The sequence below is a fragment of the Streptomyces nogalater genome, from assembly GCF_039532885.1.
Taxonomy (GTDB): Bacteria; Actinomycetota; Actinomycetes; order Streptomycetales; family Streptomycetaceae; genus Streptomyces; species Streptomyces nogalater.
In genome coordinates, this window is the sequence record NZ_BAAASM010000019.1 from 139,044 (window position 1) to 165,285 (window position 26,242).

A 26,242-nucleotide genomic window follows, 5' to 3' on the forward strand; every position below is an offset into this window, starting at 1 on the left:
ATATGGCGTGTCCTTCGCCGCATCAGTCGCCGCGCCCCGGCCCAGGAGGTCCCATGTCCGAGTGGTCCGTCACCGCACCCCAGAAGCTGGCCTTCGACAGCCCCGTGCGGAATCTCCGGGTCCGCGTCGTCGACGGCATGGTGAACGTCGTCGGCACGGAGGAGGACTCGGCGCGACTGGAGGTGACGCACCTGCAGGGGCCGCCCCTGGTGGTCACCCGGAACGGCTCCACGCTGACCGTGACCTACGAGGACCTGCCCTGGAAGGGCTTCCTCAAGTGGCTCGACCGCGGGGGCCGGCGGCGCAGCGCGGTGGTGTCGCTCGCGGTCCCGGCCGGCACGCGCGTGGAGGTGGGCGTGGTGGGCGCCGGCGCGGTCGTCTCGGGCATCCGGGGCTCCGCGGTGATCAGGGGGGTGAACGGCGACACCACCCTGGTCGGCGTGTCGGGACCGGTCCGCGCGGAGACCGTCTCGGGAAGCCTGGAGGCCCAGGCGGTCACCGGGGACCTGACGTTCCACTCGGTCTCCGGAGACCTCACCGTCGTGGCGGGCTCCGGCCCCTCCGTGCGCGCCGACACCGTCAGCGGCTCGCTGATCGTCGACCTGGACCCGGACGGCCCCACGAACGTCGGTCTGACCAGCGTCTCCGGCGAGATCGCGATCCGTCTGCCGCACCCGGCGGACGCCGAGGTGGAGGCGAACACCGCGAGCGGCGTGGTCTCCATCGCCTTCGAGGAGCTGAGGGTGCGCGGCCGGTGGGGCGCGCACAAGATCACCGGCCGGCTCGGCGCGGGCACGGGCAGACTACGGGCCACCACGGTCTCGGGCTCGATAGCCCTGCTGCGCCGCCCGCCCCGGGACGAGGAGGAGAACGCCTCCTGGCAGGCCGGCCCGCCGCGACCGCCGGAGCCCGACACCACCACGGTCACCGTCACGGTCACCGACCCGGATGACCGGACGGCACCCCACCCGGCCGATCGCCCCCCGGCCGCGACGGGAGACAATTCCGTCTCCGGCCAGGACGCCGCCGCCACCGGCGCCCCGGCCGACGGCACGACCGACAAGAAGGTGCTCTGACATGCCTCCCGTCTTCGCCCACGGCCGCCTCCGCCTGTACCTGCTCAAGCTGCTCGACGAGGCCCCCCGCCACGGCTACGAGGTGATCAGGCTCCTGGAGGAACGCTTCCAGGGCCTCTACGCCCCCTCGGCGGGCACGGTCTACCCGCGCCTGGCCAAGCTGGAGTCGGAGGGCCTGGTCCGGCACACCACCGAGGGCGGCCGCAAGGTGTACGCCATCACCGACGCGGGCCGCGCCGAACTGGCCGACCGCAGCGGTGAACTGGCCGACCTGGAGCTGGAGATCCGCGAGTCCGTCGCGGAACTGGCCGCCGAGATAAGGGCCGACGTGCGGGGCGCGGCCGGCGACCTGCGCCGCGAGGTGCGCGCCGCCGCGTCCGGGGGCGACTTCGCCCAGGGGGAGTACGGCGAGCCGGGTGACAAGGAGGCGTGGCGGGCCGCCAAGGAGGAGATGCGCCGGGTCAAGCAGGAGTGGAAGGAGCAGGCCCGGCGCGCGAAGGACGAGAGCCGCCGGGCACGCGAGGAGGCCCAGCGGGCCCGCCGCCAGGCACAGGAAGCACAGGCACGGGCCCGGGCCCAGGCGCAGGAGGAGGTACAGCGCATCGCCCGGCGTGTCCAGGAACGCGTCCAGGACCACTTCACACGCGGCGACTGGCCAACCGGCCTCCGCGAGGGCCTAGCCGAACTGACGAAGGAATTCGGCGACTTCGGCAAGGAATGGACCAAGGACTGGGCCACGGACCCGTCCAGGCACTGGGCCACGGACCCGTCCAGGCACTGGGCCACGGACCCGTCCAAGGACTCCGGCAAGGACCGAGTGGGGGACCCGGGCAAGGACTGGGTGGGGGACTCCGCCAAGGACCGGGTGAGGGACCCGGGCAAGGACTGGGTGGGGGACTCCGCCAAGGACCGGGTGAGGGACCCGGGCAAGGACTCCGCCGAGGCCCCGGGCAAGGACCGGCCGGGCGCCGGCACGGACGCGGGCAAGGGCTTCGGCAAGGACTGGCCGGGCGTCAGCACGGGCCCGGGCAAGGTCCCGGGCGCGGACCGGCCGGGCGCCGGCACGGACCCTGGTAAGGGCTTCGGCAAGGGCCGGGCGGGCGCCGGCACAGAGCCGGGCAGCGACTTCGGCGACGATTGGACCACGGACCCGGGTAGGGGCCCGAGCAGGGGCCCAGGCAAGGGCCTGGGCATGGACCGGGACTTCCCCCGCACCTCCGAGGAGACGTCCGGGCCCACTCCGCCCACGGAACCGCATTACACCCCGGCCCCGGAGGGCTTCCCCGCCGAGTACGAACCGACCTGGGCCCACGAGACGCCCACCGGTGACCCGGCCCGCGACCTGGACCGCCTGCTGGACCGCTTCCGCGACGACATCCGCGACGCGGCCAGGGACAACGGCATCACCCCGGCCCAACTCCAGGAAGCCCGCCACCACCTCACCAAGGCCGCGGCCCACATCGCAGCGATCCTCCACCCCTGCAAGCGCTGACCCCAACGAGCCGCCCCCGGAGTCCCAAGCCCCACAGTCCCGCCCCCTCCCGGCAGCCAACCGAGCCGGCAAGCCCCATCCCAATCGAGCCGGACAGACGAACGAGTCCCCCAGCCGACCGAGTCGGGTGGGGGGCCGAAGTACCTCAGGAGTTGGTCAGCACGATCTTCCCGAACTGCTCACCCGACGCGAGCCGCTCGAAGCCCTCGCGCGCCCGGTCCAACGGCAGCTCCTCGTCGATCACCGGCCGTACCCCGGTCGCGGCACAGAAGGACAACAGGTCCTCCAGCTCGTCCTTGGTGCCCATCGTGGAGCCGACGACCTTCAGTTCGAGGAAGAAGATCCGCGTCAGCTCGGCATGCGAGGGCCGGTCCCCACTGGTCGCCCCGGAGATGACCAGCGTGCCGCCGGGCCGCAGCGACTTCACCGAGTGGGACCAGGTCGCGGCGCCCACGGTCTCGATGACGGCGTCCACCCGCTGCGGCAGCCGGGCCCCCGGTTCCACCGCCTCCACCGCGCCCAGCTCCACGGCCCGCTTCCGCTTCGCCTCGTCCCGGCTGGTGGCGAAGACCCGCAGCCCGGCCGCCTTGCCGAGGACGATCGCGGCCGTGGCGACACCCCCGCCCGCGCCCTGCACGAGGACCGAGTCCCCGGGCCGTACCCCGGCGTTGGTGAACAGCATCCGGTACGCCGTCAGCCAGGCCGTCGGCAGACAGGCGGCCTCGGCGAAGGACAGTTCCTTCGGCTTGGGCAGCACGTTCCAGGTCGGCACGGCGACCTGTTCGGCGAAGGTGCCCTGGTAGCGCTCGGTGAGGATGGAGCGCTGCTCGTGGGGGCCGACGCCGTGGCCGCTCTGGCCGATGACGGAGTGCAGGACGACCTCGTTGCCGTCCGCGTCGACACCGGCGGCATCGCAGCCGAGGATCATCGGCAGCCGGTCCTCCGGGAGGCCGACGCCCCGCAGGGACCAGAGGTCGTGGTGGTTGAGGGAGGCGGCGCGCACGGTGATGGTGCTCCAGCCGGGCCGGGCCTCGGGAGCCGGACGCTCCCCCAACTCAAGGCCGGTGAGCGGCTGGTCGCGGTCGATTCGGGCGGCGTAGACAGCGAACATGCAGCCGACGATAGGTGCGCGGCGCGGCCGGCGGAACCAGGCCCGCCTGTGACACATGCCCTCTTGCGCGACGGCACCCGCCCGGCGCAGGACCACCGGACACCACACCGCCCGGCCGCACCGCCGAAGGAGACCCGACCCGCCGGACAGCGCGTCCGAACGCCCTCCGACCGACGCTTCCCGGCCCTCCCGAACAGCCCTGCCGAACAGCCCTGCCGAACAGCCCTGCCGTTCAGCCCTCCCGGACAGCGCCCCCGACCGGCCCTCCCGACCGACAGAAAAACGGCCCCGCCCTTCCGGGCGGGTCCGTTCAGCGGGAGGTCACCGGCGGGCGACGCCCTCGGCGCGCGCGGCGGCCGCGACCGCCGCGGTGACGGCGGGAGCGACCCGCTCGTCGAACGGCGACGGGATCACGTAGTCGGCGGCGAGGTCGTCACCGACCACCGCGGCCAGCGCCTCCGCGGCGGCGATCTTCATCCCCTCCGTGATCCGCGTGGCCCGCACCTGGAGCGCGCCGGCGAAGATGCCGGGGAAGGCCAGCACGTTGTTGATCTGGTTGGGGAAGTCCGAGCGCCCGGTGGCGACGACCGCCGCGTACTTGTGCGCGACGTCGGGGTGCACCTCGGGGTTCGGGTTGGCCATCGCGAACACGAAGGCGCCCTCCGCCATGGAGGCCACGGCCTCCTCCGGGACCGTACCGCCGGAGACGCCGATGAAGACGTCCGCACCCGCCAGGGCGTTCTCCAGCGAGCCGGTGAGGCCGGCCTTGTTGGTGAATCCGGCCAGCTCGCGCTTGACCGGGGTCAGGTCGTCCCGGTCGGCCGACACCACACCCTTGCGGTCCGTCACCGCCACGTCCCCGATGCCGGCCTCGACCAGCATCTTGGCGATGGCGACCCCGGCCGCGCCGGCGCCCGAGATGACGGCCCGCAGCTGCCCGATCTCGCGACCGCTCAGCCGCGCCGCGTTGCGCAGCGCAGCGAGCGTGACGACGGCCGTGCCGTGCTGGTCGTCGTGGAAGACCGGGATGTCCAGTCGCTCCTGGAGCCGGCGCTCGATCTCGAAGCACCGTGGGGCCGAGATGTCCTCCAGGTTCACTCCGCCGAAGGAGGGAGCGAGCCGGACGACGGTCTCCACGATGTCGTCGACGTCGGTGCAGTCGAGGGCGATCGGGACCGCGTCCACGCCACCGAACTGCTTGAACAGGATGGCCTTGCCCTCCATCACGGGGAGGGAGGCCTGGGGACCGATGTCCCCGAGCCCGAGCACGGCCGTACCGTCGGTGACGACGGCGACCACATTGGATTTCCACGTGTAGTCGTTGACCAGCTCGGGCTGTTCCGCGATCGCGGTGCACACGCGCGCGACGCCGGGCGTGTACGCGAGGGAAAGGTCGTCCTTGTCGCGGACCGGCACGGTGGCCTGCACGGCCATCTTGCCGCCGCGGTGCAGCGCGAACGCCGGATCGAAGGAATCGAGGGGCTCGGCCCCGCCGTCCTGGTCCGTTGTGCTGTCGCTGCGAGGATTGACGATCTCCGCTGCCACTTTGTCTTACCCCTTAGGTATGCATGGTTTGAGGGTCGACCACTCCTGGTGAGGGGTGGGCGGGCACCGCGTACGGCCCGATTGCTGATACGTACGAGGCCATACGCGACGGGCGCGCCGCACACGCGCTCTGAGCCCCGGATGAGGGGTGTAAAGAACCTTCTTACCGGACGGACGGTGCCCGCGACGAGTCCAATAGGTCCAAGGTCACATCCCGGAACGGCCGGATGGCGCGGAGATGGCGCGCGATCGACGGACGGAAATGGCGTGAAATCGCGCAAGCCTCAGAGGGGCCCGGCCGACCACATAGTGAGACACGCCGAAGATTCTCCGGCCGGAGGGACGGTTTCCCGTAGATGGTCCTGCGGCTATGGACCAAGGTTGTACCGACCTGATGCGGTTCGGGGGTCACCCGTTATCCGATTTTGACATAGTGACGCCCCTGAATGGCGTAGTCCGAATGGCAAGATGCCGTAAACCCACGAGGTCGCGACACCCGAAGGTGTGTGTTTCCGTCGACCCATCGGCAACTCTTCCCATCCGCCGGAGGAACCACGATGACCGCAAGCTCCACCCGTCGTACCACCGCCGCGCGCTCCCGTCTTGCCGCGGTCGGTGCGATCGCGGTCGCAGGCGCCCTGCTGCTCACCGGCTGCGGTGACCAGACCAAGGACAAGAACAAGGACTCCGGCAGCGCGTCCGCCGACAGCGCCCCGCTCGCCGACAGGCTCCCGCAGGACATCCGGGGCAAGGGCAAGATCCGGGTCGGTTCGGACATCGCGTACGCCCCCGTGGAGTACAAGGACTCCTCCGGCAAGGTGGTCGGCCTGGACCCGGACCTGGCGGAGGCCCTGGGCAAGCAGCTCGGGGTGACGTTCGAGTTCCAGAACGGCACCTTCGACGCGCTGCTCACGGGTCTGCGTTCGGACCGGTACGACATCGCGATGTCGGCGATGACGGACAACAAGAACCGTCAGGAGGGCGTCGACCCCGACACCGGCAAGCACGTCGGCGAGGGCGTCGACTTCGTCGACTACCTGACCGCCGGTGTCTCCATATACACCCGCAAGGGAGACACCGAGGGCATAAAGACCTGGGCCGACCTGTGCGGCAAGAAGGTGGCCGTGCAGCGCGGCACCACCTCGGACGACCTGGCCAAGCAGCAGGCCGAGAAGTGTCCGAAGGGCAAGAAGCTCTCCATCGAGGCGTTCGACGACAACCAGCAGGCCCAGACCCGGCTGCGCTCGGGCGGTGTGGACGCCGTGTCCGCCGACTTCCCGGTCGCCGCGTACGCCGTGAAGACCTCCGGCGGCGGCAAGGACTTCGAGCTGGTCGGCGACCAGGTCGAGGCGGCTCCGTACGGCATCGCGGTCTCCAAGGAGGAGACCCAGCTGCGGGACGCCCTCCAGGCGGCGATGAACGCGATCATCAAGAACGGCGAGTACCAGAAGATCCTCGAAAAGTGGGGCGCCCAGGACGGCGCCGTCAAGGAGTCCGTCATCAACGGCGGCAAGTGACCCGCGACAGACAGCAGCGGCCACCGAGAGGTACTACCCGTGACTGACATCGACAAGACGGCGGGTCCGAAGGACACGCCCCCGGCCGGCGCCGAGGCCATCAAGGCCATCCCGGTGAGGCACTACGGACGGTACGTCACCGCCGTCATCGCGATCGCGGTCCTCTTCGCGATCATCAACGCGTTCGCCCAAGGCAAGATCAACTGGCACGCGATACCCGACTACTTCTTCGACGACCGGATCATGACCGGTGTCGGCAAGACGCTCCTGCTGACGGTCCTGTCGATGCTGATCGGCATCGTCGGCGGCATCGTCCTGGCGGTGATGCGGCTGTCGAAGAACCCGGTGACCTCGGCGATCGCCTGGTTCTACATCTGGTTCTTCCGCGGCACCCCGGTCCTGGTCCAGCTGTTCCTGTGGTTCAACCTGGGCCTGGTCTTCGAGTACATCAACCTGATGCCGATCTACAAGGACTACTGGTCGAGCTTTATGACGCCGCTGCTGACGGCGCTGCTCGGCCTGGGTCTGAACGAGGCGGCGTACATGGCCGAGATCTGCCGGGCCGGCCTGCTCGCGGTGGACGAGGGCCAGACCGAGGCGGCGCACGCGCTCGGCATGAGCCACGGCAAGACCCTGCGCCGGGTGGTGATCCCGCAGGCGATGCGGGTGATCGTGCCGCCCACGGGCAACGAAGTGATCAACATGCTGAAGACGACCTCGCTCGTGGCGCAGGTCCAGTTCGCGGAACTCTTCCGCTACGCCCAGGACATCGGCCAGAACTCCGGCGCCCCGGTGGAGATGTACTTCCTCGCCGCGGCCTGGTACCTGATCATGACCTCGGTGCTGAGCGTGGGCCAGTACTACCTGGAGCGGTACTACGCCCGCGGCTCCAGCCGCACCCTCCCCCCGACCCCGTGGCAGAAGGTGAAGAAGAATCTGACGACCTTCTCCGGCAGGAAGGTCACGGCATGACCGACAAGCTGAGCAAGACGCAGGACACCCGGCCGCGGGACGCGGTCGCCATGGTCAAGGCGGAGGGCGTGCACAAGTCCTTCGGCCAGGTGGAGGTGCTCAAGGGCATCGACCTGGAGGTGAAGCCGGGCGAGGTGTTCTGCCTGATCGGCCCCTCCGGCTCCGGGAAGTCGACCTTCCTGCGCTGCATCAACCACCTGGAGAAGATCAACGCCGGGCGGCTGTACGTCGACGGCGAGCTGGTCGGCTACCGCCAGCAGGGCGACAAGCTGTACGAGCTGCGCGACCGCGAGGTCGCCATGAAGCGCCGCGACATCGGCATGGTCTTCCAGCGCTTCAACCTGTTCCCGCACATGACGGCCGCGGAGAACGTCATGGAGGCGCCGGTGCAGGTGAAGGGCGTGAGCCGCGGCGAGGCCCGGGAGCGGGCCATGCGGCTGCTGGAGCGCGTGGGCCTGGCCGACCGGGCCGGGCACTACCCCTCCCAGCTTTCCGGCGGCCAGCAGCAGCGGGTGGCGATCGCCCGGGCGCTGGCGATGGAGCCGAAGCTGATGCTGTTCGACGAGCCGACCTCGGCCCTGGATCCCGAGCTGGTCGGCGACGTCCTGGACGTCATGCGGGACCTCGCCGAGTCCGGCATGACCATGGTCGTCGTCACCCACGAGATGGGCTTCGCCCGCGAGGTGGGCGACAGCCTGGTCTTCATGGACGGCGGCGTGGTGGTCGAATCCGGCCACCCCAGGGACGTCCTGACCAACCCGCGCCACGAGCGGACCCAGTCGTTCCTGTCCAAGGTCCTGTGACCCGCGCGTGGGGGGCGGTACGGGCGACCCGTACCGCCCCTCGCGTGTGCCCCGCCTACTTCAGCGCGAGCAGCAGCGTGTCCGACGGTGAGGCCCACACCGGCCGGGCCTCGGTGAACCCCTTCTCGCGCAGCACGCGCGCGTGCCACCGCACCGGCGGCATGTCCCCGTCCGCGTGCTCGCCGTAGATCTCGAAGCGGCGGGCGGTCGGCTCGGCGAGGACCGGGTCCTCGGCCGCCAGCCGCCACCAGTCGGCCCAGTCCAGGGCGCCGTCCCGCTTGGCCTGTTCCATGCGGGCGTGCCGCTGGACGCGCTCGGCGGCGTTGATACGGGGCGTGGTCTCGTCGATCATGTGGTCCGCGTTCATGAAGACACCGCCGTCGCGGACCAGTCCCGCGATCTGGCCGTAGAGGGCCGCGAGGGGTTCGGCGTGCAGCCAGTGCAGGGCAGTGGCGGTGAGCACCGCGTCGTAGGAGTCGTACGGCAGCTTCGCCGTCCAGCCGGGGTCCTTCAGGTCGGCGGTGACGAGCCGGACGCGGTCGTCGCCGTCGAAGGTGCCGTGCGCGATGGCGAGCAGCGCCGGGTCCAGGTCGACGCCGGTGCTGGTGGCCTCGGGGAAGCGGCGCAGCAGCCGCGCGGTGATGCTGCCGGTGCCGCAGGCCAGGTCGAGCACGCGCGGTGCCGTGCCCACGAGCGCCTCGACCATGTCGAGCATGATGCGGAAGCGTTCCTCGCGGTCCGGCATGTACCACTCCTGCTGCCGGTCCCAGCTCTCCTGCCAGGCCGCCCAGTCGGTTCCGGTACTCGTCGCCATGAAAGCCGACTCCCCTCATCTCGCGTAATACCCTGGAAGCACGACCGGCTCTTACCCGACCGCAGACACGACCATAAGACGCCCGCGTAAGGACTACAAGTGGAACTGGCCTATTACTCGGATTACGCCGTACGCCTCGTCAACAGCGAGGAGCCGGCCCGGGGCAAGGACACCCTGACCACGGTCGAGGCCGTCCGCGACCTTTTCGGCGTCAACGCGTCGGCCGCCCGCCGCGCCACGGACGCGGACGTGACCCGCTTCCGCTCGGTCCGGGCACGGCTGCGCGCGGTCTTCGAGGCCGCCGACCAGGGCGACGAGACCCTGGCCGTGGACCTGCTGAACTCACTGCTGCTGGAGTTCCCGGTCAGCCCGCAGATCTCCGGGCACGACTACCGGGACGACGACGGCCGGCCGCTGTGGCACATGCACCTGGCCGACCACCCCTCCAACGCCACCGCCGGCTACGCGGCGATCGCGGCGATGGGCCTCGCCTTCCACCTCACCGAGTACGGCGTCGACCGCCTCGGCCTGTGCCAGGCGCCCCCGTGCCGCAACGCCTACCTGGACACCTCCACCAACCGCTCCCGCCGCTACTGCTCGGACCGCTGCGCCACCCGCGCCAACGTGGCCGCCTACCGGGCCCGCAAACGCCTGGAGGCCGACCGGTCGGGCAGCAGCGGCCGGACCGCCGAGAGCGCCCAGCGCAGCAGCGTGAGCGGCGACCGCTGACCGGCGCCGGCCGGGCGGAACCGGAACAGCGCCTTGCCCAGGATCAGTTCCTCGGGCACCACCCCGTAGTCCGTGCTGTCCCCACCCGCGTACGGGTTGTCCCCCAGCACCCACCAGCCGCCGTCGCGCCGCTCCACGGCCCGCTTGACCACCAGCAGGTCCTGCTGGAAGGGATGGCGCAGCACCACCACGTCCCCGGGCCGCACCACACCCCCGTACCGCACCAGCAGCTGGTCCCCGTGGTGCAGCGTGGGCACCATGGACGGGCCGGTCACCTCCGCCAGCCCGAAGGGCGCCATCCCCCTCCCCCGCTCGGTCTCCTGCGACAGTTCCGGCATCCCCGGCACCTCCCCGGTCCGTTCCTCCACCAGTCTCAGTCTCACCCTGGACTTTTGTCCTAAGCCCCAGGGGGCAGCCGAGAAATCGCGTTCCTCAGGGAGTAATGTCGCACCTGAGAAGACGATCACGAGGAAGGAATGCTCCATGCTTTCCCGCCTGTTTGCCCCCAAGGTCAAGGTCAGCGCCCACTGCGACCTGCCCTGCGGCGTGTACGACCCGGCCCAGGCCCGCATCGAGGCGGAGTCGGTCAAGGCCGTCCAGGAGAAGATGGCCGGCAACGCCGACCCGCACTTCCAGGCCCGCGCCACCGTCATCAAGGAGCAGCGCGCCGAGCTGGCGAAGCACCACGTCTCCGTCCTGTGGAGCGACTACTTCAAGGCCCCGCACTTCGAGAAGTACCCGGAGCTGCACCAGCTGGTCAACGACACCCTGAAGGCCCTCTCGGCCGCCAAGGCGTCCACCGACCCGGCGACGGGCCAGAAGGCTCTGGACTACATCGAGCAGATCGCCAAGATCTTCTGGGAGACCAAGCAGGCCTGACCGCCTGAGCACCTCCTGACCGCACCCGGCCCGCGCACCCGCGGACCGGGTGCGGTTCTTCCCGGCGGCACGCACACCGCCCGGTCCTCCGCCGTCCACGGCCGAAGTCGCCTCCGGCCACGACGACTTCCCGGCCGTGCCGTCCCAAGGCGCCACCCTCGTACCGGTTTTCCGGACGGCACTGTGGGAGGCTGGGCGGGTGACCGCACTGGAGGACCTGAGACGGCTGCGGCGGGTGCGCGACCGTATGGACCGTGAGTACGCCGAACCGCTCGACATGACCGAGCTGGCCCGCGACGCCCTGATGTCCTCCGGCCACTTCCAGCGCAGCTTCCGCAAGGCGTTCGGCGAGACCCCCTACGGCTATCTCATGACCCGGCGGATCGAGCGGGCCAAGACCCTGCTGCGCCGGGGCGACCTCACCGTGACCGAGGTGTGCCTCGCCGTCGGCTGTACCTCCCTCGGCTCCTTCAGTTCCCGCTTCACCGAGCTGGTCGGCGAGACACCGAGCGCCTACCGCGCCCGCGACCACGAGGAGAGCGCCGCGATCCCGCCGTGTGTGGCGCGCAGACTGACCAGGCCGCGCCGCCGCCCCTACTGAGGCGCGGGGCGCCGGCCGGATCTAGGGTGAGCCCATGGACGTGAAACTCGCGCAGTGTTTCCTCGCGGTGGACGACCATGACAAGGCCATCGCCTTCTACCGCGATGTGCTGGGCATGGAGATCCGCAACGACGTGGGCTTCGAGGGGATGCGCTGGGTGACCGTGGGCTCCCCGCTCCAGCCGGACGTGGAGATCGTGCTGGAGCCGCCGGACGCGAGCCCGGACGCCTCGCCCTCGGACAAGCAGGCCCTCAACGAACTCCTCGCCAAGGGCCTGCTGCGCGGTGTCATCTTCACCACACCCGACTGCGACGCGCTGTACGAGCGGGTGCGGGAGTCCGGCGCCGACGTCCTCCAGGAGCCGATGGACCAGCCGTACGGGGTCCGGGACTGCGCCTTCCGGGACCCTGCGGGCAATCAGCTCCGCTTCATCGAACGCCCGGCGTCCTGACGGCGACCGGCCGGCCGGTGGGTGCGGCCCGGTTCAGCCCCAGGGCTCCACGTCCACCACGGCCTCGGCCGGGAGGGGCCCGTACACGTGCGGGAACTCCTCCCCGCCCGGCTCGGCGGACTCGTAGCGCACCGGCGCCCCGACCCGGGCCGGGTCCACGACCAGGACGACCAGTTCGTCCGGGCCGTCGTAGTCGCCGTAGAGGAACGCGGCGACGCGCGGGAGCTGCTCGCGGCCGGAGCAGTGGATGAAGCCCTCCTCCTGGAGGGTGCGGCCCCGGGTGGACAGCTCATAGGAACCGCGCTCACGCGCCGCCTCCCACAGGGAGCGTTCGGTGAGGTGCAGGATGTACGACGGTTTCGGCATCCACCCAAGCTACGGCGTACCCGGCCGCCCAGACGCCCGGCCGCCGTCATTCCGCCCGCCGGCGGCCGGACCCGGACCAGGATGCCGGTCGCTCTCCGTGCCGCCGGAGCCGGTGTACGCCGTGCAGCCCGGGTTGCGGCACGGCCCGCGGCCCCAGACCGGCACCCAGGCGCCCAGCGTCTTGTGCCGCTTGACGACCGTCTCCACGGACTGTCCGCAGACGGGACAGTCGGCTTGCTCGCCGCCCATGCCCTCAGGGTAGGCGCCCTCATCGCCTCCCGCCGCCCGGACCGCGGCGGAAAGCGGTGGCCCCGCACACTGTGGGGTGCGCGGGGCCCCGGTCCGGAGCCTTGGTCGGCCGTGCGGGGTCAGGCGCCACCCGGACCCGGAGCCTGCGGGTTCTCCTCGGCCGCCGGCCGTCGGCCCTCAGTTGCTGCGCCGGGTGACGAACTCGGCGAGCGCCAGCAGACCGCCCGCCGCCTCCGGGTCGGGGACCGCGCGGGCCAGTTCCTGCATGGCCCGGGCCATCCGATCGGCCGCCTCGGCCTGTGCCCAGTCCCGGCCGCCGGCCCGCTCCACCGCCAGTGCCGTACGCGCGATCTCCCCGGTCTCCGCCTCCTCGCCGAGGTACGGCTTCCCGTACAGCGCGGCCAGCTCGGACGCCTCCGGCGCGCCGGAGGTGAGCGCCGCCACCACCGGCAGGGACTTTTTACGGGCGGCGAGGTCCGCGCCGACCGGCTTGCCGGTGTGCCGCGGGTCTCCCCATATCCCGATCACGTCGTCGATCAGCTGGAAGGCGAGCCCGGCCTGACGGCCGAAGCCGTCCAGTGCGGCCACCTCCTGCGCACCGGCTCCCGCGTACAGCGCGCCGAGCGCGCACGCGCAGCCCAGCAGCGCTCCGGTCTTGGCCTCGGCCATGGCGAGCACCTCGTCCAGCGTCACCGCGTCCGGAGCGCGCTGCTCCAGGTCGGTGTCCGCGTGCTGCCCCTCGCACAGCTCCACCACGCAGGCCGCGAGCCGGGCCGCGGCCGGCACGGAGGCGGGGTGCGGGTCCTCGGCGAGCAGCCGCAGGGCCAGCGCCTGGAGCGCGTCACCGGCGAGGATGGCATCGGTGTCCCCGAACACGGTCCACGCCGTCGGCCGGTGCCGGCGGGTGGTGTCCCGGTCCATCACGTCGTCGTGCAACAACGTGAAGTTGTGGACCAGTTCGACCGCCGCCGCGGCCCGGACCGCCGCCTCCCGGGCCGCCGGGCCACCGAGCGCCGCGGCCGCCGCCAGCACCAGCGCCGGCCGGATCGCCTTGCCCGCGTTGCCCGCCGCCGGTGTGCCGTCGGCGTGCTGCCAGCCGAAGTGGTAGAGCCCGATCCGGCGCATGGCACCGGGCAGTGACTCCACGGCCGCGCGCAACTCCGGGTAGACCAGGGTCCGGGTGCGCTCCAGCTGCGCCAGGGCCTCCTGCCCGTCGAACGGACCGGTGGCGGCCCCCGTGGTCTCCCGGGGCTCCCCCGCCGTGCCGGAATGCGGCACCGCGGGGGAACGCTCGTCGGTCTCCGTCATGTACTCGGCCATGCCTCCCCCTCGCCAGGTCCGCGCGAGCCGATGCCACCGGGCCGCCCGGACGCGTTCCCCGAGGGCCTACCCCTGCGGGCGGCCGCAAACACGGCCACCACGTGCGGAAACGTCACCTCCACCGGCCGATCTCGACGTTCTCCAGGACACCGAGCGCGTCGGGCACCAGCACGGCGGCCGAGTAGTAGGCCGTCACCAGGTATTTGATGATGGCCTGCTCGTTGATGCCCATGAACCGGACGGACAGGCTCGGTTCGATCTCGTCCGGGATGCCGGACTGCCGCAGACCGATGACGCCCTGCTCGGACTCGCCGGTACGCATGGCGATGATGGATGTCGTACGGGCCTCGCTGACCGGGATCTTGTTGCAGGGGTAGATCGGCACCCCGCGCCAGGTGGGGATGCGGTTGCCGCCGATGTCGATCGTCTCCGGGACCAGGCCCCGCTTGTTCAGCTCGCGGCCGAACGCGGCGATCGCGCGCGGGTGGGCCAGGAAGAGCTTGGTGCCCCGGCGGCGGCTGAGCAGCTCGTCCATGTCGTCCGGGCTCGGCGCGCCGTCGTGCGGCTGGATCCGCTGGTCGTACTCGCAGTTGCTGAGCAGGCCGAACTCGGGGTTGTTGATCAGCTCGTGCTCCTGGCGCTCCTTCAGCGCCTCGACCGTGAGCCGCAGCTGCTGCTCGGTCTGGTTCATCGGCTGGTTGTAAAGGTCGGCCACGCGCGTGTGGATGCGCAGCACGGTCTGGGCGATGCTCAACTCGTACTCGCGGGGCCGCGGCTCGTAGTCCACGAAGGTGTGCGGGATGTCGGGCTCGCCGGAGTGGCCGGCCGCCAGCTCGACCTCCTTCTCGCCGTACTTGTTGGTCCGCTGCCGGGGGATCGAGCGCAGCCGTTCCAGGTGGGCGCTCAGCGAGTCGGAGCGCTCGGCGACCTGCTGGAAGTCCTGACGGCTGAGCACCAGCACCGTGGTCGCGGTGTCGGCGCGGACGGTGTACTCCCAGATCGCCTCCGGGTCGAGCAGCGCCTGGTCGCCGAAGTAGGCGCCGTCGGCGAGGACCCCGAGGACGGCGTCGTCGCCGTAGGGACCCGTGCCGATCTTCTCCACCCGGCCGTGGGCGAGCAGGTACACCTCGTCGGTCCGGTGGCCGAAGTCGGCGATCACCTCGCCGGGGGCGACTTCGCGTTGGCGGCAGCGGCGGGCCAGTTCCGCCAGCACCTCCTCGTCGGCGTACGACCGCAGGGCCGGCAGTTCGCCCAGTTCGTTCGGGATGACCTCCACCTGGTCCCCGGTCTTCACAAAGGTGATGCGGCCGTCCCCGACGGCATAGGTCAGCCGTCGGTTCACCCGATAGGTGCCGCCCTGGACGTCGACCCAGGGAAGCGTGCGCAGCAGCCAGCGTGAGCTGATCTCCTGCATCTGCGGTACGGACTTGGTGGTGGTGGCCAGATTCCGCGCTGCCGCCGTCCCGAGGGACTGCTGCGGCCTGTTCTGATCGGTACGGACCTCTTCGCCTACCGACATAAAGAAATGCCCTCCCATGTATGCCCGGTGCCGCAGTGCACCGGGCACCGGTCTCACGTCCGAGCGTCCCAGCACGGGGTGTGCCCGCGCCATTACCCGAAAGAGCGGGAATGGATCATCGGATGAGTGGGCAGAGAGAGGGACTTCGTACAGGCGCGCACGGCGTCCGCCCGCTGTCCGGATCGGCTCGCACACCGTACGAACGATGTGTTCCGGGTCGTCCGGTTTCGGTAGAAGCAGGCAGGATATCCGGCCGCGTTCCGTGGCCGGACGGGCACGGAACGAAGGAGTCGGGCATGGCCCCACCCATGTCGGCGAGCGAATTCCTGGACGCGCTCCAAGCCGAGGGCGTCACGGTCGTCGAGGTCGGCGACTGGCAGGACCACAACCGCAATCACAAGGGTCCCTGGGGGCCCGTCCACGGTGTGATGATCCACCACACGGTGACCCGGGGCAGCGAGCGGACGGTGGACCTGTGCCGCGACGGCCACCCGGACCTGCCGGGCCCGCTGTGCCACGGCGTGATCACCAAGGACGGCAGGGTCCACCTGGTCGGCTACGGCCGCGCCAACCACGCCGGGCTCGGCGACGACGAGGTGCTGCGGGCCGTGATCGCCGAGAGGGGGCTGCCGCCGGACAACGAGGCGAACACCGACGGCAACCGGCACTTCTACGGCTTCGAGTGCGAGAACCTCGGCGACGGGGAGGACCCGTGGCCGGACGAGCAGCTGGAGGCGATCGTCCGGGTCGCCGCGGCCCTGTGCCGCCGTCACGGCTGGACGGAGCGGTCGGTCATCGGCCACCTGGAGTGGCAGCCGGGGAAGGTGGATCCGCGGGGGGTCTCGATGCGCTCGCTGAGGGAGCGGGTACGGGAACGGCTGAAGGACTAGGCCCTGTCGCGGTCACCGCCGGCCGCGGGCGGCGGCCGGACACCCCACCGCGGGCGACAATGGAGCCGTGACCAGCACCGGCCCGCTCGCCCCGCACCTCCCCTCGCCCCTCCAGGAGGCGCGGGACCCCCGGTTCGAGCGTCACGGGCTCCGGCTGCTGCTGAAGCGTGACGACCTCGTCCACCCCCACCTGGTGGGCAACAAGTGGCGCAAGCTGGTGCCGAACATCGCTGCGGCCGGCGGCCGCCCCCTGGTCACCTTCGGCGGGGCCTACTCCAACCACCTGCGGGCCACCGCCGCCGCGGGCCGACTGCTGGGCCTGTCCACCACGGGCGTGGTGCGTGGTCAGGAGCTGGCCGGCCGCCCGCTCAACCCGTCCCTGGCCCGGTGCGCGGCCGACGGCATGCGGCTGCACTTCGTCGACAGATCGACGTACCGCCGCAAGACCGAGCCGGAGACCCTGGCCGGGATCCTGCGCGCGGCCGGCGCCGAGGGGGCGTACGTCGTCCCCGAGGGCGGCAGCAACGCCGAGGCGGTGCGCGGCTGCCGGGAGCTGGGCACCGAACTGCGCGGCCACGCCGAGGTCGTCGCGGTCGCCTGCGGTACCGGCGGCACGCTCGCCGGACTCGCCGCCGGGCTGGCGGCGGACGGGCGCGCGCTCGGCATACCGGTGCTGAGGGGCGACTTCCTGGAGGCCGACATACAGACCCTGCAGGAACGTGCCTTCGGCGCCCGTACCGGCTCCTGGTCCCTGGACGACCGCTTCCACTTCGGCGGGTACGCCCGTAGGACTCCCGAACTGGAGGCGTTCGCACGCGACTTCGAGCAACGGCACGGACTACCGGTGGAACGTCTCTATGTCGCCAAGTTGCTCTACGGACTTGTCGCCCTCGCGGAAGAGGGCGCCTTCGCGCGCGGGAGCACGATCGCCGCCGTCGTCACCGGACGGCCGTTCCCGGAGCCCGCGGCAGCCGACGCGCAGCGCTAACCGGCCTCCCTGAAGGCCGCCGCCTCCTCCAGGTCCAGACGCCGCAGCAGGGCGCGCAGCATCTCGTCGTCGATGTGGCGGTGGTCGCGGAGCCTGACGAAGACCTCGCGTTCGGCGCTGATCATCTCCCGGGACAGCCGGCGGTAGGTGTCGTCCACGGACTCGCCGGTGACCGGGTTGACCTGGCCGAGCCGCTCCCAGACGGCGTTGCGGCGGCGCTCCAGGACGGTGCGCAGCCGGTCGACGAGCGGCGGCGGCAGGGCGTTGCGCTCGTCGGCGAGCAGTTCGTCGAGCCGGGCCTCGGCGGCCCGCGAGGCCTGCGCCTGGGCGTTGGCCTCGGCGAGGGTCTCGGCCTGCCGGTCGCGGCCGGGGAAGCGCAGCAGCCGGATCAGCGGCGGCAGCGTCACGCCCTGCACGACGAGGGTGGCGATGACGGTGGTGAAGGTCAGGAAGAGGATCAGGTTGCGCGGGCCGTCGGCCATGGTCGACGGGATGGCGAAGGCGATGGCCAGGGAGACGACCCCGCGCATGCCGGCCCACGAGGTGACCATCGCGCCCCGCCAGGTGGGGTTCTCCTCGCGCGCGCGGATGCGTGCCGGCAGCAGCCGGGGCAGGAAGGTGGCCGGGTAGACCCAGACGAACCGGGCCACCACGACGACCAGGAAGACGGCGGCCGCGTACCAGGCCGCGGAGACGCCCTCGTACTCGCCGAGCCGCTGGAGGACGATCGGCAGTTGCAGACCGATCAGGGCGAACACCGCGGACTCCAGCACGAAGGCGACCATCTTCCACACCGCCTCCTCCTGGAGCCGGGTGGCGAAGTCGACCTCCCACGCGCGGTGGCCGAGGTAGAGGGCGACGACCACGACGGCGAGCACCCCGGAGGCGTGCGACTGCTCGGCGACCCCGTAGGCGACGAACGGGATCAGCAGAGAGAGCGTGTTCTGCAGCAGCGGCTCGGTCAGGTGGGTGCGCAGCCAGTGCAGGGGCGCCATGAGGACCAGACCGATCCCGACCCCGCCGACCGCGGCGAGCGCGAACTCGCCGATGCCCCCGGCCCAGGTGGCACCCTCGCCGACGGCGGCGCCGAGCGCCACCTTGTAGGCGGTGATCGCGGTGGCGTCGTTCAGCAGGGACTCGCCCTGGAGGATGGTGGTGATCCGGGAGGGCAGGCCGACCCGGCGCGCGACCGCGGTGGCGGCCACCGCGTCCGGCGGGGCCACGACCGCGCCCAGCACCAGCGCGGCGGGCAGCGGCAGCCCGGGGACGATCACATAAGCGGCCCAGCCGACGACGACCGTCGCGAAGAGGACGTAGCCGACCGAGAGCAGCGCCACCGGCCGCAGTTGCGCGCGCAGGTCCAGGTAGGAGCTGTCGCTCGCCGAGGTGTACAGCAGCGGGGGCAGCAGCAGGGGCAGGACCACGTGCGGGTCGAGGGTGTACGACGGGACGCCGGGGATGTAGGAGACCGCCAGGCCGACGGCGACCAGCAGCAGCGGGGCCGGCGCGGGAGTGCGCCGGGCCGCCGCGGCCACCGCCGCGCTCCCCGCCACCAGCAACAGCAGCGGCATCACGTCCAAGGTCCTCGCCCACCCTCTTGTTCGGCGCGGTCATCCGCACACCCGTCGTAATCTGGCAATCATGAAACAGTGCACGCACGCCGACGCGCTGCCGCACCCGGAACCGGCGCCGCTCGCCCCGACCTGTCCGGAGTGCCTGCGGGACGGTACGCACCCGGTGCAGCTCCGGCTGTGCCTCACCTGCGGGCACGTCGGCTGCTGCGACTCCTCGCCGGGGCGGCACGCGACGGAGCACCACACGCGGACGGGTCACCCGGTGATGCGGACCTTCGAGCCCGGCGAGGACTGGCGGTGGTGCTTCGTCGACCACGTGCTCGTCTGAGCCGCGTTCGTTCGAACGGGACTTCTCACCCGAGCGCGTTCTCGTGTGACACTGCATGTGGCGGCTTCCGCACGACGGTTCGAGCGTCTGACGTCTGGGTACGTCAATCCGGCGCGCGCTCTTCCCATTTGGGCCCGCCCACCCTCTAGACACGGAGCGTATCCGGAGCTTTACTGTGAGTGACGCCAGGGGGTTGGGGTCCCGGGGACAGGAACGTTCGGAGCGCGATAGCGTCACCGCTTGAACCACGTACGCGTTACCCCGGGGGGCGACCCTCGGCCCCGTAAAGCTTGTACCACCATGGAGGTGAGGGTGTCCCAGATCGCAGGCGAGCCCGCGGCGAACCAGGACTTCGTGGAAGTCCGGCTGCCGGCTGCGGGTGCCTACCTGTCGGTGCTGCGGACGGCCACGGCCGGTCTGGCGGCTCGCTTGGACTTCACCCTGGACGAGATCGAGGATCTGCGCATCGCCGTGGACGAGGCCTGCGCGATCCTGCTCCAGCAAGCCGTGCCCGGCTCGGTGCTCAGCTGTGTCTTCCGCCTTGTCGACGACTCGCTGGAAGTGACGGTGTCGGCGCCCACGACGGACGGCCACGCCCCCTCGCGGGACACCTTCGCCTGGACCGTGCTGTCGGCCCTCGCGGGCAAGGTCTCGTCCGCCGTGGACGAGGACAAGACGGTCTCGATCAGCCTCTACAAACAGCGTGGTGTCGGCCCAGGGCCGGCCTGAGGAACGGGGACGGGCCGGTGCGGGACGAAGAGCGCGGCACACGGGAGCTGCCGACCGGGGACGGGGGTGCCTCCTGGTCGGGTGACGCCGATACCTCCGGGGCGGGCCCCCGGGACGGGTCCCGGCGCACGGCGGACGGCATCGACGGCATCCCCGAGCAGGCCAGGCCGCACCCGGAGGACGGCTCCGCGCGGGTCGACGGTGACGCTGCCGGACAGGGCACGCCACCGACGTCACGCGACGGCGCCGCATCCGCCGTCCGCGCGGGGGCCAGGGCTCGGGGAAGGGCTACGGGCGGGACGATGAGCGAGCACGAGCGATACGCCGAGGACGACGCGCCGGACACGGAGGCCGTGCAGGCCGTGCAGCACGGCGTCCAGGACCGCAGCGGGGCGCGGGCGATGTTCGTCGAGCTGCGCTCGCTGCCCGAGGGCAGTCCGCAATACGCGGAGCTGCGCAACCAGCTGGTGCGTATGCATCTGCCGCTCGTGGAGCACCTGGCGCGCCGGTTCCGCAACCGCGGCGAGCCGCTGGACGACCTCACCCAGGTCGCCACCATCGGTCTGATCAAGTCCGTCGACCGGTTCGACCCCGAGCGCGGGGTGGAGTTCTCCACGTACGCCACCCCGACCGTCGTCGGCGAGATCAAGCGGCACTTCCGCGACAAGGGCTGGGCGGTCCGTGTGCCGCGCCGGCTCCAGGAGCTGCGGCTCTCGCTGACCACCGCGACGGCCGAGCTGTCCCAGCTGCACGGCCGGTCGCCGACGGTCCACGAGCTGGCCGAGAAGCTGGCCATCTCGGAGGAGGAGGTCCTGGAGGGCCTGGAGTCGGCGAACGCGTACTCCACGCTGTCCCTGGACGTCCCCGATACGGACGACGAGTCGCCGGCGGTCGCCGACACCCTGGGCGCCGAGGACGAGGCGCTGGAGGGGGTGGAGTACCGCGAGTCCCTCAAGCCGCTGCTGGAGGACCTGCCGCCGCGCGAGAAGCGGATCCTGCTGCTGCGCTTCTTCGGGAACATGACCCAGTCGCAGATCGCGCAGGAGGTCGGCATCTCCCAGATGCACGTCTCCCGGCTGCTGGCCCGCACCCTGGCCCAGCTGCGGGAGAAGCTCCTCGTGGAGGAGTGAGCGCACCCGCTCCCGACGAGGTGAGCCGCAACCCACTCGGCGCATCCCGGTCAGCGCTCGCGACCGGCCCGGCGAGTTCCGGGCGGCACCGCGACCGGCTCGGCGACCGTGGCCCACTCGGCCGGCCCCGGTCAGTGCTGCGGCCGGTCCGGTGAGCCGCGGCCCACGCGGTCGGCACCGTCCCCCGTGCGCCCCGACCCGGCCGGCGGCCTCGTCCCGGCCGTCTGCCCGTCCGTCCTGCCCGGGCGGCCTCGTCTCGTGCGTCCTGCCCGGACGGCCTCGCCCCGGCGGGCTCTACTCGGCTCGGCCGGGGCCCTTGATGCCAAGGGCTCGGGTCGTCTCGGCGTTGACGAGGAGCACCAGGGTGGCGATGGCGATCGCGGCGAGGGCGATGCCGGCCGGGATGGCCATGCTGTCGGCCTGGACCAGGCTGTAGGCCACCGGGAGCGCCATGAGCTGGGTGATCACCGCGGGTCCCCGGCTCCACCCGCGCCGCAGCAGCAGCCCGCGCGCGGCGAGCAGCGGCAGCAGCGCGAGCACGATCAGCGTGATGCCGAGGGTCACGGCCTGCTGCCGGTCGTCCGGCTCCCCGGTGACCCCGCGGACGAGCACCCACAGGCCGCCGATCACCAGCGCGGCACCCTCCAGCGCGGCCAGCACCGCCGCATACGTCAGCCGGCGCGGACGGGGTTCCCCGGTCGCGGCTGTCTCGGCGGTGGCGGGGGCGGGCTTCTGCTGACTGCTCACCCCTGAAGGGTAGCCGTCGCGCCCCGATGGCGGCCGGGCACCCGGCGGACGCGCCCGGCGGAGCGTGTCCAGGCTCACGCCCCCGCCTCTTACCGGATCCCTACCTCGGTCTGGGCCCGATACCCCCCAGTAGGTACGCTGCCATGCATGCGTGCACTTCTCGTGGTCAATCCGGCGGCTACCACCACAAGCGCACGCAGACGTGATGTGCTCATCCACGCGCTGGCGAGCGAGGTGAAGCTGGAGGCGGTCACCACCGAGTACCGCGGCCACGCCCGCGACCTCGGCCGGCAGGCGGCGGAGAGCGACGACATCGACCTGGTGGTGGCGCTCGGCGGCGACGGCACGGTCAACGAGGTCGTCAACGGCCTCCTGCACGCCGGCCCGGACCCGGAGCACCTCCCCGGTCTGGCCGTCGTCCCCGGTGGCTCCACCAACGTCTTCGCCCGGGCCCTGGGCCTGCCCAACGATCCTGTCGAGGCCACCGGCGCGCTGCTGGACGCGCTGCGCGACGGAACCGAGCGGATCGTCGGCCTCGGGCTCACCTCGGGCCCGCCGGGCAGCGAGGACGAGGCCGTGCCGGCCCGCTGGTTCACCTTCAACGCCGGGCTCGGCTTCGACGCGGGCGTGGTGGGCCGGGTCGAGCAGCAGCGCGAGCGCGGGAAGAAGTCGACGCACGCGCTGTACGTCCGGCAGGTGGTCCGGCAGTTCCTGGGGGAGCCGAACCGCCGCAACGGCACGATCACGCTGGAACGGCCGGGCGCGGATCCCGTCGAGGATCTCGTCGTCGCCATAGTCTCGAACACGTCCCCGTGGACGTACCTCGGCAATCGCCCCATGTACACGTCGCCCAAGGCGTCGTTCGACACCGGCATCGACGTGCTGGGGCTCAGCCGGCTCTCGACGGCCGCGGTTGCCCGGTATGGCACCCAGTTGCTCACTTCGTCCCCCGAGCGCGGGCCGCACGGAAAGCACGCGGTCTCCCTGCACGATCTGGACCAGTTCACCTTGCATTCGAAGGTGCCGCTGCCCCTCCAGATGGACGGTGACCACCTCGGGCTGCGTACGAGCGTGACGTTCACAGGCGTACGCCGTGCACTGCGTGTGATTGTGTGAGCGGAACGGGCAAAAGTCCTTTCACTCGAACGTTTAGGCCAGGATCCACCCCATGGAAGTACGGCTGTGACCTAGTCGACACCGAGGAATCAAAAAAAACTTTCCGGAAGGGGTTGTATCCGTCGCCGAGGTTTGCGAGTCTCTACGTGGCGATCGGGACGGCCCGCAACACCGGCCTCCACTGATCACCGGAACCCCTCTTCAAACCAAGGACCACGCCGGGTGTGAACTCGGCGGTCGGCCCTTCACTTGTTGAGGGATTCGTGAAAGCGTTCACATTCACAAGCAACCTGCACGTAATACCAAGGAGAGGTAGCAGCCATGGACTGGCGTCACAACGCCGTTTGCCGCGAGGAAGACCCCGAGCTCTTCTTCCCCATCGGCAACACCGGTCCTGCGCTGCTGCAGATCGAGGAAGCCAAGGCCGTCTGCCGTCGCTGCCCGGTGATCGAGCAGTGTCTGCAGTGGGCGCTTGAGTCCGGTCAGGACTCCGGCGTCTGGGGTGGTCTCAGCGAGGACGAGCGCCGCGCCATGAAGCGCCGCGCCGCCCGCAACCGGGCCCGTCAGGCCTCCGCCTGACATACCCACCCCTGCTGACAGCCTGAGCTTGGCGGCGCGCACAGCACGTACGCATCTCCCGCCCCCGAGCCGCAGCGCGCAGTTCCCCCGGAGCGCTTAGCGATAAAGCAGAGCAGCAACGAGCATCAGCCCCGGACCAATGGCGGTCCGGGGCTTTTTGCTGTGCCCGAGCACATCGCCGGGCAGCGCCTTGTCGGCGCCTTCTCCGATAAACACGTTGACGGACAAGGGAGTTGCCGACGCCCCAGGCGCCACCGCGAGGAAGGCACCTACTTCTGGGCCCGCACCGGGATGTCGAGGATCACCCGGGTCCCGCGCCCGGACGCGGGCACCATGTCGAAGGATCCCCCCAGCTCACCCTCCACCAGCGTCCGTACGATCTGCAGACCGAGGTTGCCCGAGCGATGCGGGTCGAAGCCCTCGGGCAGGCCGACGCCGTCGTCCTGGACGGTGACCAGCAGCCGCGCCTCCTTGGTGGTGCCGCCACGCACCGCGGAGACCTCGACCGTGCCGGTGTCGCCCTCGCGGAAGCCGTGTTCCAGGGCGTTCTGCAGGACTTCGGTGAGGACCATGGACAGCGGGGTGGCCACCTCGGCGTCGAGTATGCCGAACCGTCCGGTGCGCCGGCCGGTGACCTTGCCCGGCGAGATCTCGGCGACCATGGCCAGCACCCGGTCCGCGATGTCGTCGAACTCGACCCGCTCGTCCAGGTTCTGCGACAGCGTCTCGTGCACGATCGCGATGGAGCCGACCCGGCGGACCGCCTCCTCCAGTGCCTCCCGGCCGCGCTCGGACTCGATGCGCCGGGCCTGGAGGCGGAGCAGGGCCGCGACCGTCTGGAGGTTGTTCTTCACCCGGTGGTGGATCTCCCGGATGGTGGCGTCCTTGGTGATCAACTCGCGCTCGCGTCGCCGCAGTTCGGTCACGTCCCGGAGCAGCACCAGCGAACCGATGCGGGTGCCCTTGGGCTTGAGCGGGATGGCCCGGAACTGGATGACACCGTCGTTCGCCTCGATCTCGAACTCGCGCGGCGCCCAGCCGCTGGCCACCTTGGCCAGCGCCTCGTCCACCGGACCGCGGGTGGGGGCGAGTTCGGCGGTGGTCTGCCCGAGGTGGTGACCGACCAGGTCGGCGGCGAGGCCGAGCCGGTGGTAGGCGGACAGGGCGTTCGGGGAGGCGTACTGGACGATGCCGTCCGCGTCCAGCCGGATCAGGCCGTCGCCGACGCGCGGGGAGGCGTCCATGTCGACCTGCTGGCCGGGGAACGGGAAGGATCCGGCGGCGATCATCTGCGCGAGGTCGGAGGCGCTCTGGAGGTAGGTCAGCTCCAGGCGGCTCGGGGTGCGCACGGTGAGCAGATTGGTGTTCCGGGCGATCACGCCGAGGACGCGGCCCTCACGCCGTACCGGGATGGACTCGACCCGTACGGGCACCTCCTCACGCCACTCCGGGTCGCCCTCGCGCACGATCCGGCCCTCGTCCAGCGCCGCGTCCAGCATCGGCCGCCGGCCGCGCGGGACCAGGTGGCCGACCATGTCGTCCTGGTAGGAGGTCGGGCCGGTGTTGGGCCGCATCTGGGCGACCGAGACATACCGGGTGCCGTCCCGGGTGGGCACCCAGAGCACCAGGTCGGCGAAGGAGAGGTCGGAGAGCAACTGCCACTCCGAGACCAGCAGGTGGAGCCACTCAAGGTCGGAGTCGTCCAGGGCGGTGTGCTGGCGTACGAGTTCGTTCATGGAGGGCACGTCTGCGAGCGTACCCGGGGCCTGACGGTGGCCGAAAAAACACCCGCGGGCCGCGGCGCCTGGAAGGGACCCTCAACCCTCCCGGCACCGCAGCCCGGAGCATCAACGGCCGTGGGGTGTGCGGTCCCGGTCGGCCGAAGGTCGAGGAGCCGGGGCAGTCAGGGCAGAGAGCACCGGATCCTCGGTCCGCCTTCCTGTGCGGGGAAGACGGAGGCTTGTCGTTGTTCGATTCTGGACTAGACCACGAAGGCGTGTCCATGGTGCGGAAGCGTCCGCGCCGCGACAGGCGCCGGCCCGCGATGCCACGCAGCCTAGCCCGCCCGGGTCAGTCGTGGGGCCAGATGGCCATGGCAATTTCCGCGAGTGCTTCCAGTTCCTCCCGGCGTGCGCCGTCGCGGGCCTGCTGGGACATGCCCTGGACCACGGCGCCGGTGTGCCGGGCGAGGGCGGCGGCGTCGGTGTCGGCCGGCAGCAGTCCGGCCGCGATGTCCGCCCGGATCCGGGATTCGATGGCGGCGATGTTGGCGTTGCGCCGCTCCCTCAGCGCGCCCTCGACCTCGGGATTGGTGCAGTTGATGGCGGCGTGGATGATCATGCAGCCGTGCGGATGGCCCGGGTCGGTGTATTCGGCGGCGGCCTCGCGGAGCATGCGCGCGACCCCCTCGCGGGCCGTGGGCTCCTCGGCGAGGGCACGCCCGCCGAAGGCGCCGTGGGTGCCGCTGTAGACGCGGACGACCTCGTCGAAGAGGGACTGCTTGTCGCCGAAGGCCGCGTACAGACTGGGGGCGCCGATGCCCATGATTCGGGTGAGGTCGGAGACCGAGGTGGCCTCGTACCCGTGCTCCCAGAAGGCCAGCAGCGCCTTCTCCAGCGCCGTGGCGCGGTCGAAGGAACGCGGCCTGCCCCGCGTGCGGCCCGCGCCGCCGCTCTTGGTCCGTGTGCCCTGCCCCGTGGTCATGCGGACCATTTTAT

The 26,242-nt window shown here is 71.3% G+C and carries 27 protein-coding genes and 1 pseudogene; 16 read left to right on the plus strand and 12 right to left on the minus strand.

Annotated elements, in window-relative coordinates:
- Nucleotides 1–53: 53 nt before the first annotated feature.
- Nucleotides 54–1,076, plus strand: a complete 1,023-nt coding sequence (locus ABD350_RS15590) for a DUF4097 family beta strand repeat-containing protein (protein ID WP_344348673.1) — start codon at nt 54–56, stop codon at nt 1,074–1,076.
- A 1-nt stretch (nt 1,077) separates the two neighbouring features.
- Nucleotides 1,078–1,818, plus strand: a pseudogene (locus ABD350_RS15595) (PadR family transcriptional regulator); the annotation flags it as partial.
- A gap of 895 nt (nt 1,819–2,713) precedes the next feature.
- Here ABD350_RS15595 and ABD350_RS15605 read toward each other — a convergent pair.
- Both ABD350_RS15605 and ABD350_RS15610 read right to left on the minus strand, forming a co-directional pair.
- On the minus strand, nt 2,714–3,679 hold the full coding sequence (locus tag ABD350_RS15605) for a zinc-binding dehydrogenase (RefSeq protein WP_344348675.1): 966 nt from the start codon (nt 3,677–3,679) through the stop codon (nt 2,714–2,716).
- Between the two features lie 321 nt (nt 3,680–4,000).
- On the minus strand, nt 4,001–5,224 hold the full coding sequence (locus ABD350_RS15610) for an NAD(P)-dependent malic enzyme (RefSeq protein ID WP_344348676.1): 1,224 nt from the start codon (nt 5,222–5,224) through the stop codon (nt 4,001–4,003).
- 557 nt (nt 5,225–5,781) lie between these two features.
- Here ABD350_RS15610 and ABD350_RS15615 point away from each other — a divergent pair.
- The 3 genes from ABD350_RS15615 to ABD350_RS15625 are packed head-to-tail and all read left to right on the plus strand — an operon-like array spanning nt 5,782 to nt 8,516.
- A complete protein-coding gene (locus tag ABD350_RS15615; RefSeq protein ID WP_344348678.1) occupies nt 5,782–6,741 on the plus strand; it encodes an ABC transporter substrate-binding protein in 960 nt (319 codons plus the stop codon).
- A 39-nt stretch (nt 6,742–6,780) separates the two neighbouring features.
- Nucleotides 6,781–7,713, plus strand: coding sequence for an amino acid ABC transporter permease (locus tag ABD350_RS15620; RefSeq protein ID WP_344348679.1), 933 nt, complete (start codon nt 6,781–6,783; stop codon nt 7,711–7,713).
- 50 nt (nt 7,714–7,763) lie between these two features.
- On the plus strand, nt 7,764–8,516 hold the full coding sequence (locus tag ABD350_RS15625; RefSeq protein ID WP_344348707.1) for an amino acid ABC transporter ATP-binding protein: 753 nt from the start codon (nt 7,764–7,766) through the stop codon (nt 8,514–8,516).
- Nucleotides 8,517–8,571: 55 nt separating this feature from the next.
- Here ABD350_RS15625 and ABD350_RS15630 read toward each other — a convergent pair whose 3' ends face one another.
- Nucleotides 8,572–9,330, minus strand: a complete 759-nt coding sequence (locus ABD350_RS15630) for a class I SAM-dependent methyltransferase (protein WP_344348680.1) — start codon at nt 9,328–9,330, stop codon at nt 8,572–8,574.
- Between the two features lie 99 nt (nt 9,331–9,429).
- Between ABD350_RS15630 and ABD350_RS15635 the strand changes: the two genes are divergently transcribed.
- Nucleotides 9,430–10,059 carry a CGNR zinc finger domain-containing protein gene (locus ABD350_RS15635; protein WP_344348681.1) on the plus strand — a complete coding sequence of 210 codons (630 nt, stop codon included), beginning with the start codon at nt 9,430–9,432 and terminating at the stop codon, nt 10,057–10,059.
- Here ABD350_RS15635 and sodX read toward each other — a convergent pair.
- Entirely contained in the window at nt 9,963–10,397 is a 435-nt protein-coding gene (sodX, locus tag ABD350_RS15640; RefSeq protein ID WP_344348708.1) for a nickel-type superoxide dismutase maturation protease, read from the minus strand. The two genes, ABD350_RS15635 and sodX, sit on opposite strands and share 97 nt — an antisense overlap.
- A gap of 145 nt (nt 10,398–10,542) precedes the next feature.
- Here sodX and sodN point away from each other — a divergent pair, with 145 nt between their 5' ends.
- The 3 genes from sodN to ABD350_RS15655 all read left to right on the plus strand — a co-directional run bounded on the left by sodN (nt 10,543) and on the right by ABD350_RS15655 (nt 11,990).
- The gene (sodN, locus tag ABD350_RS15645) at nt 10,543–10,938 is read left to right on the plus strand and encodes a superoxide dismutase, Ni (protein ID WP_344348682.1); all 396 of its coding nucleotides are present in this window, start codon (nt 10,543–10,545) and stop codon (nt 10,936–10,938) included.
- 199 nt (nt 10,939–11,137) lie between these two features.
- A complete protein-coding gene (locus ABD350_RS15650; protein ID WP_344348683.1) occupies nt 11,138–11,539 on the plus strand; it encodes a helix-turn-helix transcriptional regulator in 402 nt (133 codons plus the stop codon).
- 34 nt (nt 11,540–11,573) lie between these two features.
- On the plus strand, nt 11,574–11,990 hold the full coding sequence (locus ABD350_RS15655; RefSeq protein WP_344348684.1) for a VOC family protein: 417 nt from the start codon (nt 11,574–11,576) through the stop codon (nt 11,988–11,990).
- A gap of 33 nt (nt 11,991–12,023) precedes the next feature.
- Here ABD350_RS15655 and ABD350_RS15660 read toward each other — a convergent pair whose 3' ends face one another.
- From ABD350_RS15660 to ABD350_RS15675, 4 genes are all read right to left on the minus strand, one after another.
- Nucleotides 12,024–12,356: a DUF952 domain-containing protein gene (locus ABD350_RS15660; RefSeq protein WP_344348685.1), complete on the minus strand. Its 333-nt coding sequence runs from the start codon at nt 12,354–12,356 to the stop codon at nt 12,024–12,026.
- A gap of 9 nt (nt 12,357–12,365) precedes the next feature.
- Nucleotides 12,366–12,605, minus strand: a complete 240-nt coding sequence (locus ABD350_RS15665) for an LITAF-like zinc ribbon domain-containing protein (protein ID WP_344348686.1) — start codon at nt 12,603–12,605, stop codon at nt 12,366–12,368.
- A 177-nt stretch (nt 12,606–12,782) separates the two neighbouring features.
- The gene (locus ABD350_RS15670) at nt 12,783–13,925 is read right to left on the minus strand and encodes a family 2 encapsulin nanocompartment cargo protein polyprenyl transferase (protein WP_344348687.1); all 1,143 of its coding nucleotides are present in this window, start codon (nt 13,923–13,925) and stop codon (nt 12,783–12,785) included.
- A 112-nt stretch (nt 13,926–14,037) separates the two neighbouring features.
- Complete coding sequence (locus tag ABD350_RS15675) at nt 14,038–15,444, minus strand: family 2B encapsulin nanocompartment shell protein (protein WP_344348688.1); 1,407 nt, start codon at nt 15,442–15,444, stop codon at nt 14,038–14,040.
- A 296-nt stretch (nt 15,445–15,740) separates the two neighbouring features.
- Between ABD350_RS15675 and ABD350_RS15680 the strand changes: the two genes are divergently transcribed.
- Together ABD350_RS15680 and ABD350_RS15685 are read left to right on the plus strand one after the other, a co-directional pair.
- Complete coding sequence (locus ABD350_RS15680; RefSeq protein WP_344348689.1) at nt 15,741–16,334, plus strand: N-acetylmuramoyl-L-alanine amidase; 594 nt, start codon at nt 15,741–15,743, stop codon at nt 16,332–16,334.
- A gap of 67 nt (nt 16,335–16,401) precedes the next feature.
- Entirely contained in the window at nt 16,402–17,322 is a 921-nt protein-coding gene (locus ABD350_RS15685) for a 1-aminocyclopropane-1-carboxylate deaminase/D-cysteine desulfhydrase (protein WP_344348690.1), read from the plus strand.
- Here the strand turns inward: ABD350_RS15685 and ABD350_RS15690 are convergent.
- Nucleotides 17,319–18,902 carry a Na+/H+ antiporter gene (locus ABD350_RS15690; protein WP_344348691.1) on the minus strand — a complete coding sequence of 528 codons (1,584 nt, stop codon included), beginning with the start codon at nt 18,900–18,902 and terminating at the stop codon, nt 17,319–17,321. The two genes, ABD350_RS15685 and ABD350_RS15690, sit on opposite strands and share 4 nt — an antisense overlap.
- 61 nt (nt 18,903–18,963) lie before the next feature.
- On the opposite strand from ABD350_RS15690, the gene ABD350_RS15695 reads away from it, so the two are divergent.
- The 3 genes from ABD350_RS15695 (at nt 18,964) to ABD350_RS15705 (ending at nt 21,083) form a co-directional block, all read left to right on the plus strand.
- Nucleotides 18,964–19,224: a UBP-type zinc finger domain-containing protein gene (locus tag ABD350_RS15695; protein WP_344348692.1), complete on the plus strand. Its 261-nt coding sequence runs from the start codon at nt 18,964–18,966 to the stop codon at nt 19,222–19,224.
- A 312-nt stretch (nt 19,225–19,536) separates the two neighbouring features.
- Complete coding sequence (locus ABD350_RS15700) at nt 19,537–19,953, plus strand: ATP-binding protein (protein WP_030609825.1); 417 nt, start codon at nt 19,537–19,539, stop codon at nt 19,951–19,953.
- A gap of 17 nt (nt 19,954–19,970) precedes the next feature.
- Nucleotides 19,971–21,083 carry an RNA polymerase sigma factor SigF gene (locus tag ABD350_RS15705; protein WP_382466963.1) on the plus strand — a complete coding sequence of 371 codons (1,113 nt, stop codon included), beginning with the start codon at nt 19,971–19,973 and terminating at the stop codon, nt 21,081–21,083.
- A gap of 294 nt (nt 21,084–21,377) precedes the next feature.
- Here the strand turns inward: ABD350_RS15705 and ABD350_RS15710 are convergent, their stop codons facing one another.
- Entirely contained in the window at nt 21,378–21,830 is a 453-nt protein-coding gene (locus ABD350_RS15710; RefSeq protein ID WP_344348693.1) for a hypothetical protein, read from the minus strand.
- 147 nt (nt 21,831–21,977) lie between these two features.
- Between ABD350_RS15710 and ABD350_RS15715 the strand changes: the two genes are divergently transcribed.
- Complete coding sequence (locus tag ABD350_RS15715) at nt 21,978–22,946, plus strand: diacylglycerol/lipid kinase family protein (RefSeq protein ID WP_344348694.1); 969 nt, start codon at nt 21,978–21,980, stop codon at nt 22,944–22,946.
- Nucleotides 22,947–23,267: 321 nt separating this feature from the next.
- Complete coding sequence (locus ABD350_RS15720) at nt 23,268–23,525, plus strand: WhiB family transcriptional regulator (protein ID WP_003992873.1); 258 nt, start codon at nt 23,268–23,270, stop codon at nt 23,523–23,525.
- A 269-nt stretch (nt 23,526–23,794) separates the two neighbouring features.
- Here ABD350_RS15720 and ABD350_RS15725 read toward each other — a convergent pair whose 3' ends face one another.
- A complete protein-coding gene (locus ABD350_RS15725; RefSeq protein WP_344348695.1) occupies nt 23,795–25,270 on the minus strand; it encodes a sensor histidine kinase in 1,476 nt (491 codons plus the stop codon).
- Between the two features lie 325 nt (nt 25,271–25,595).
- Entirely contained in the window at nt 25,596–26,228 is a 633-nt protein-coding gene (locus ABD350_RS15730; protein ID WP_344348697.1) for a TetR/AcrR family transcriptional regulator, read from the minus strand.
- Between the last annotated feature and the right edge of the window lie 14 nt (nt 26,229–26,242).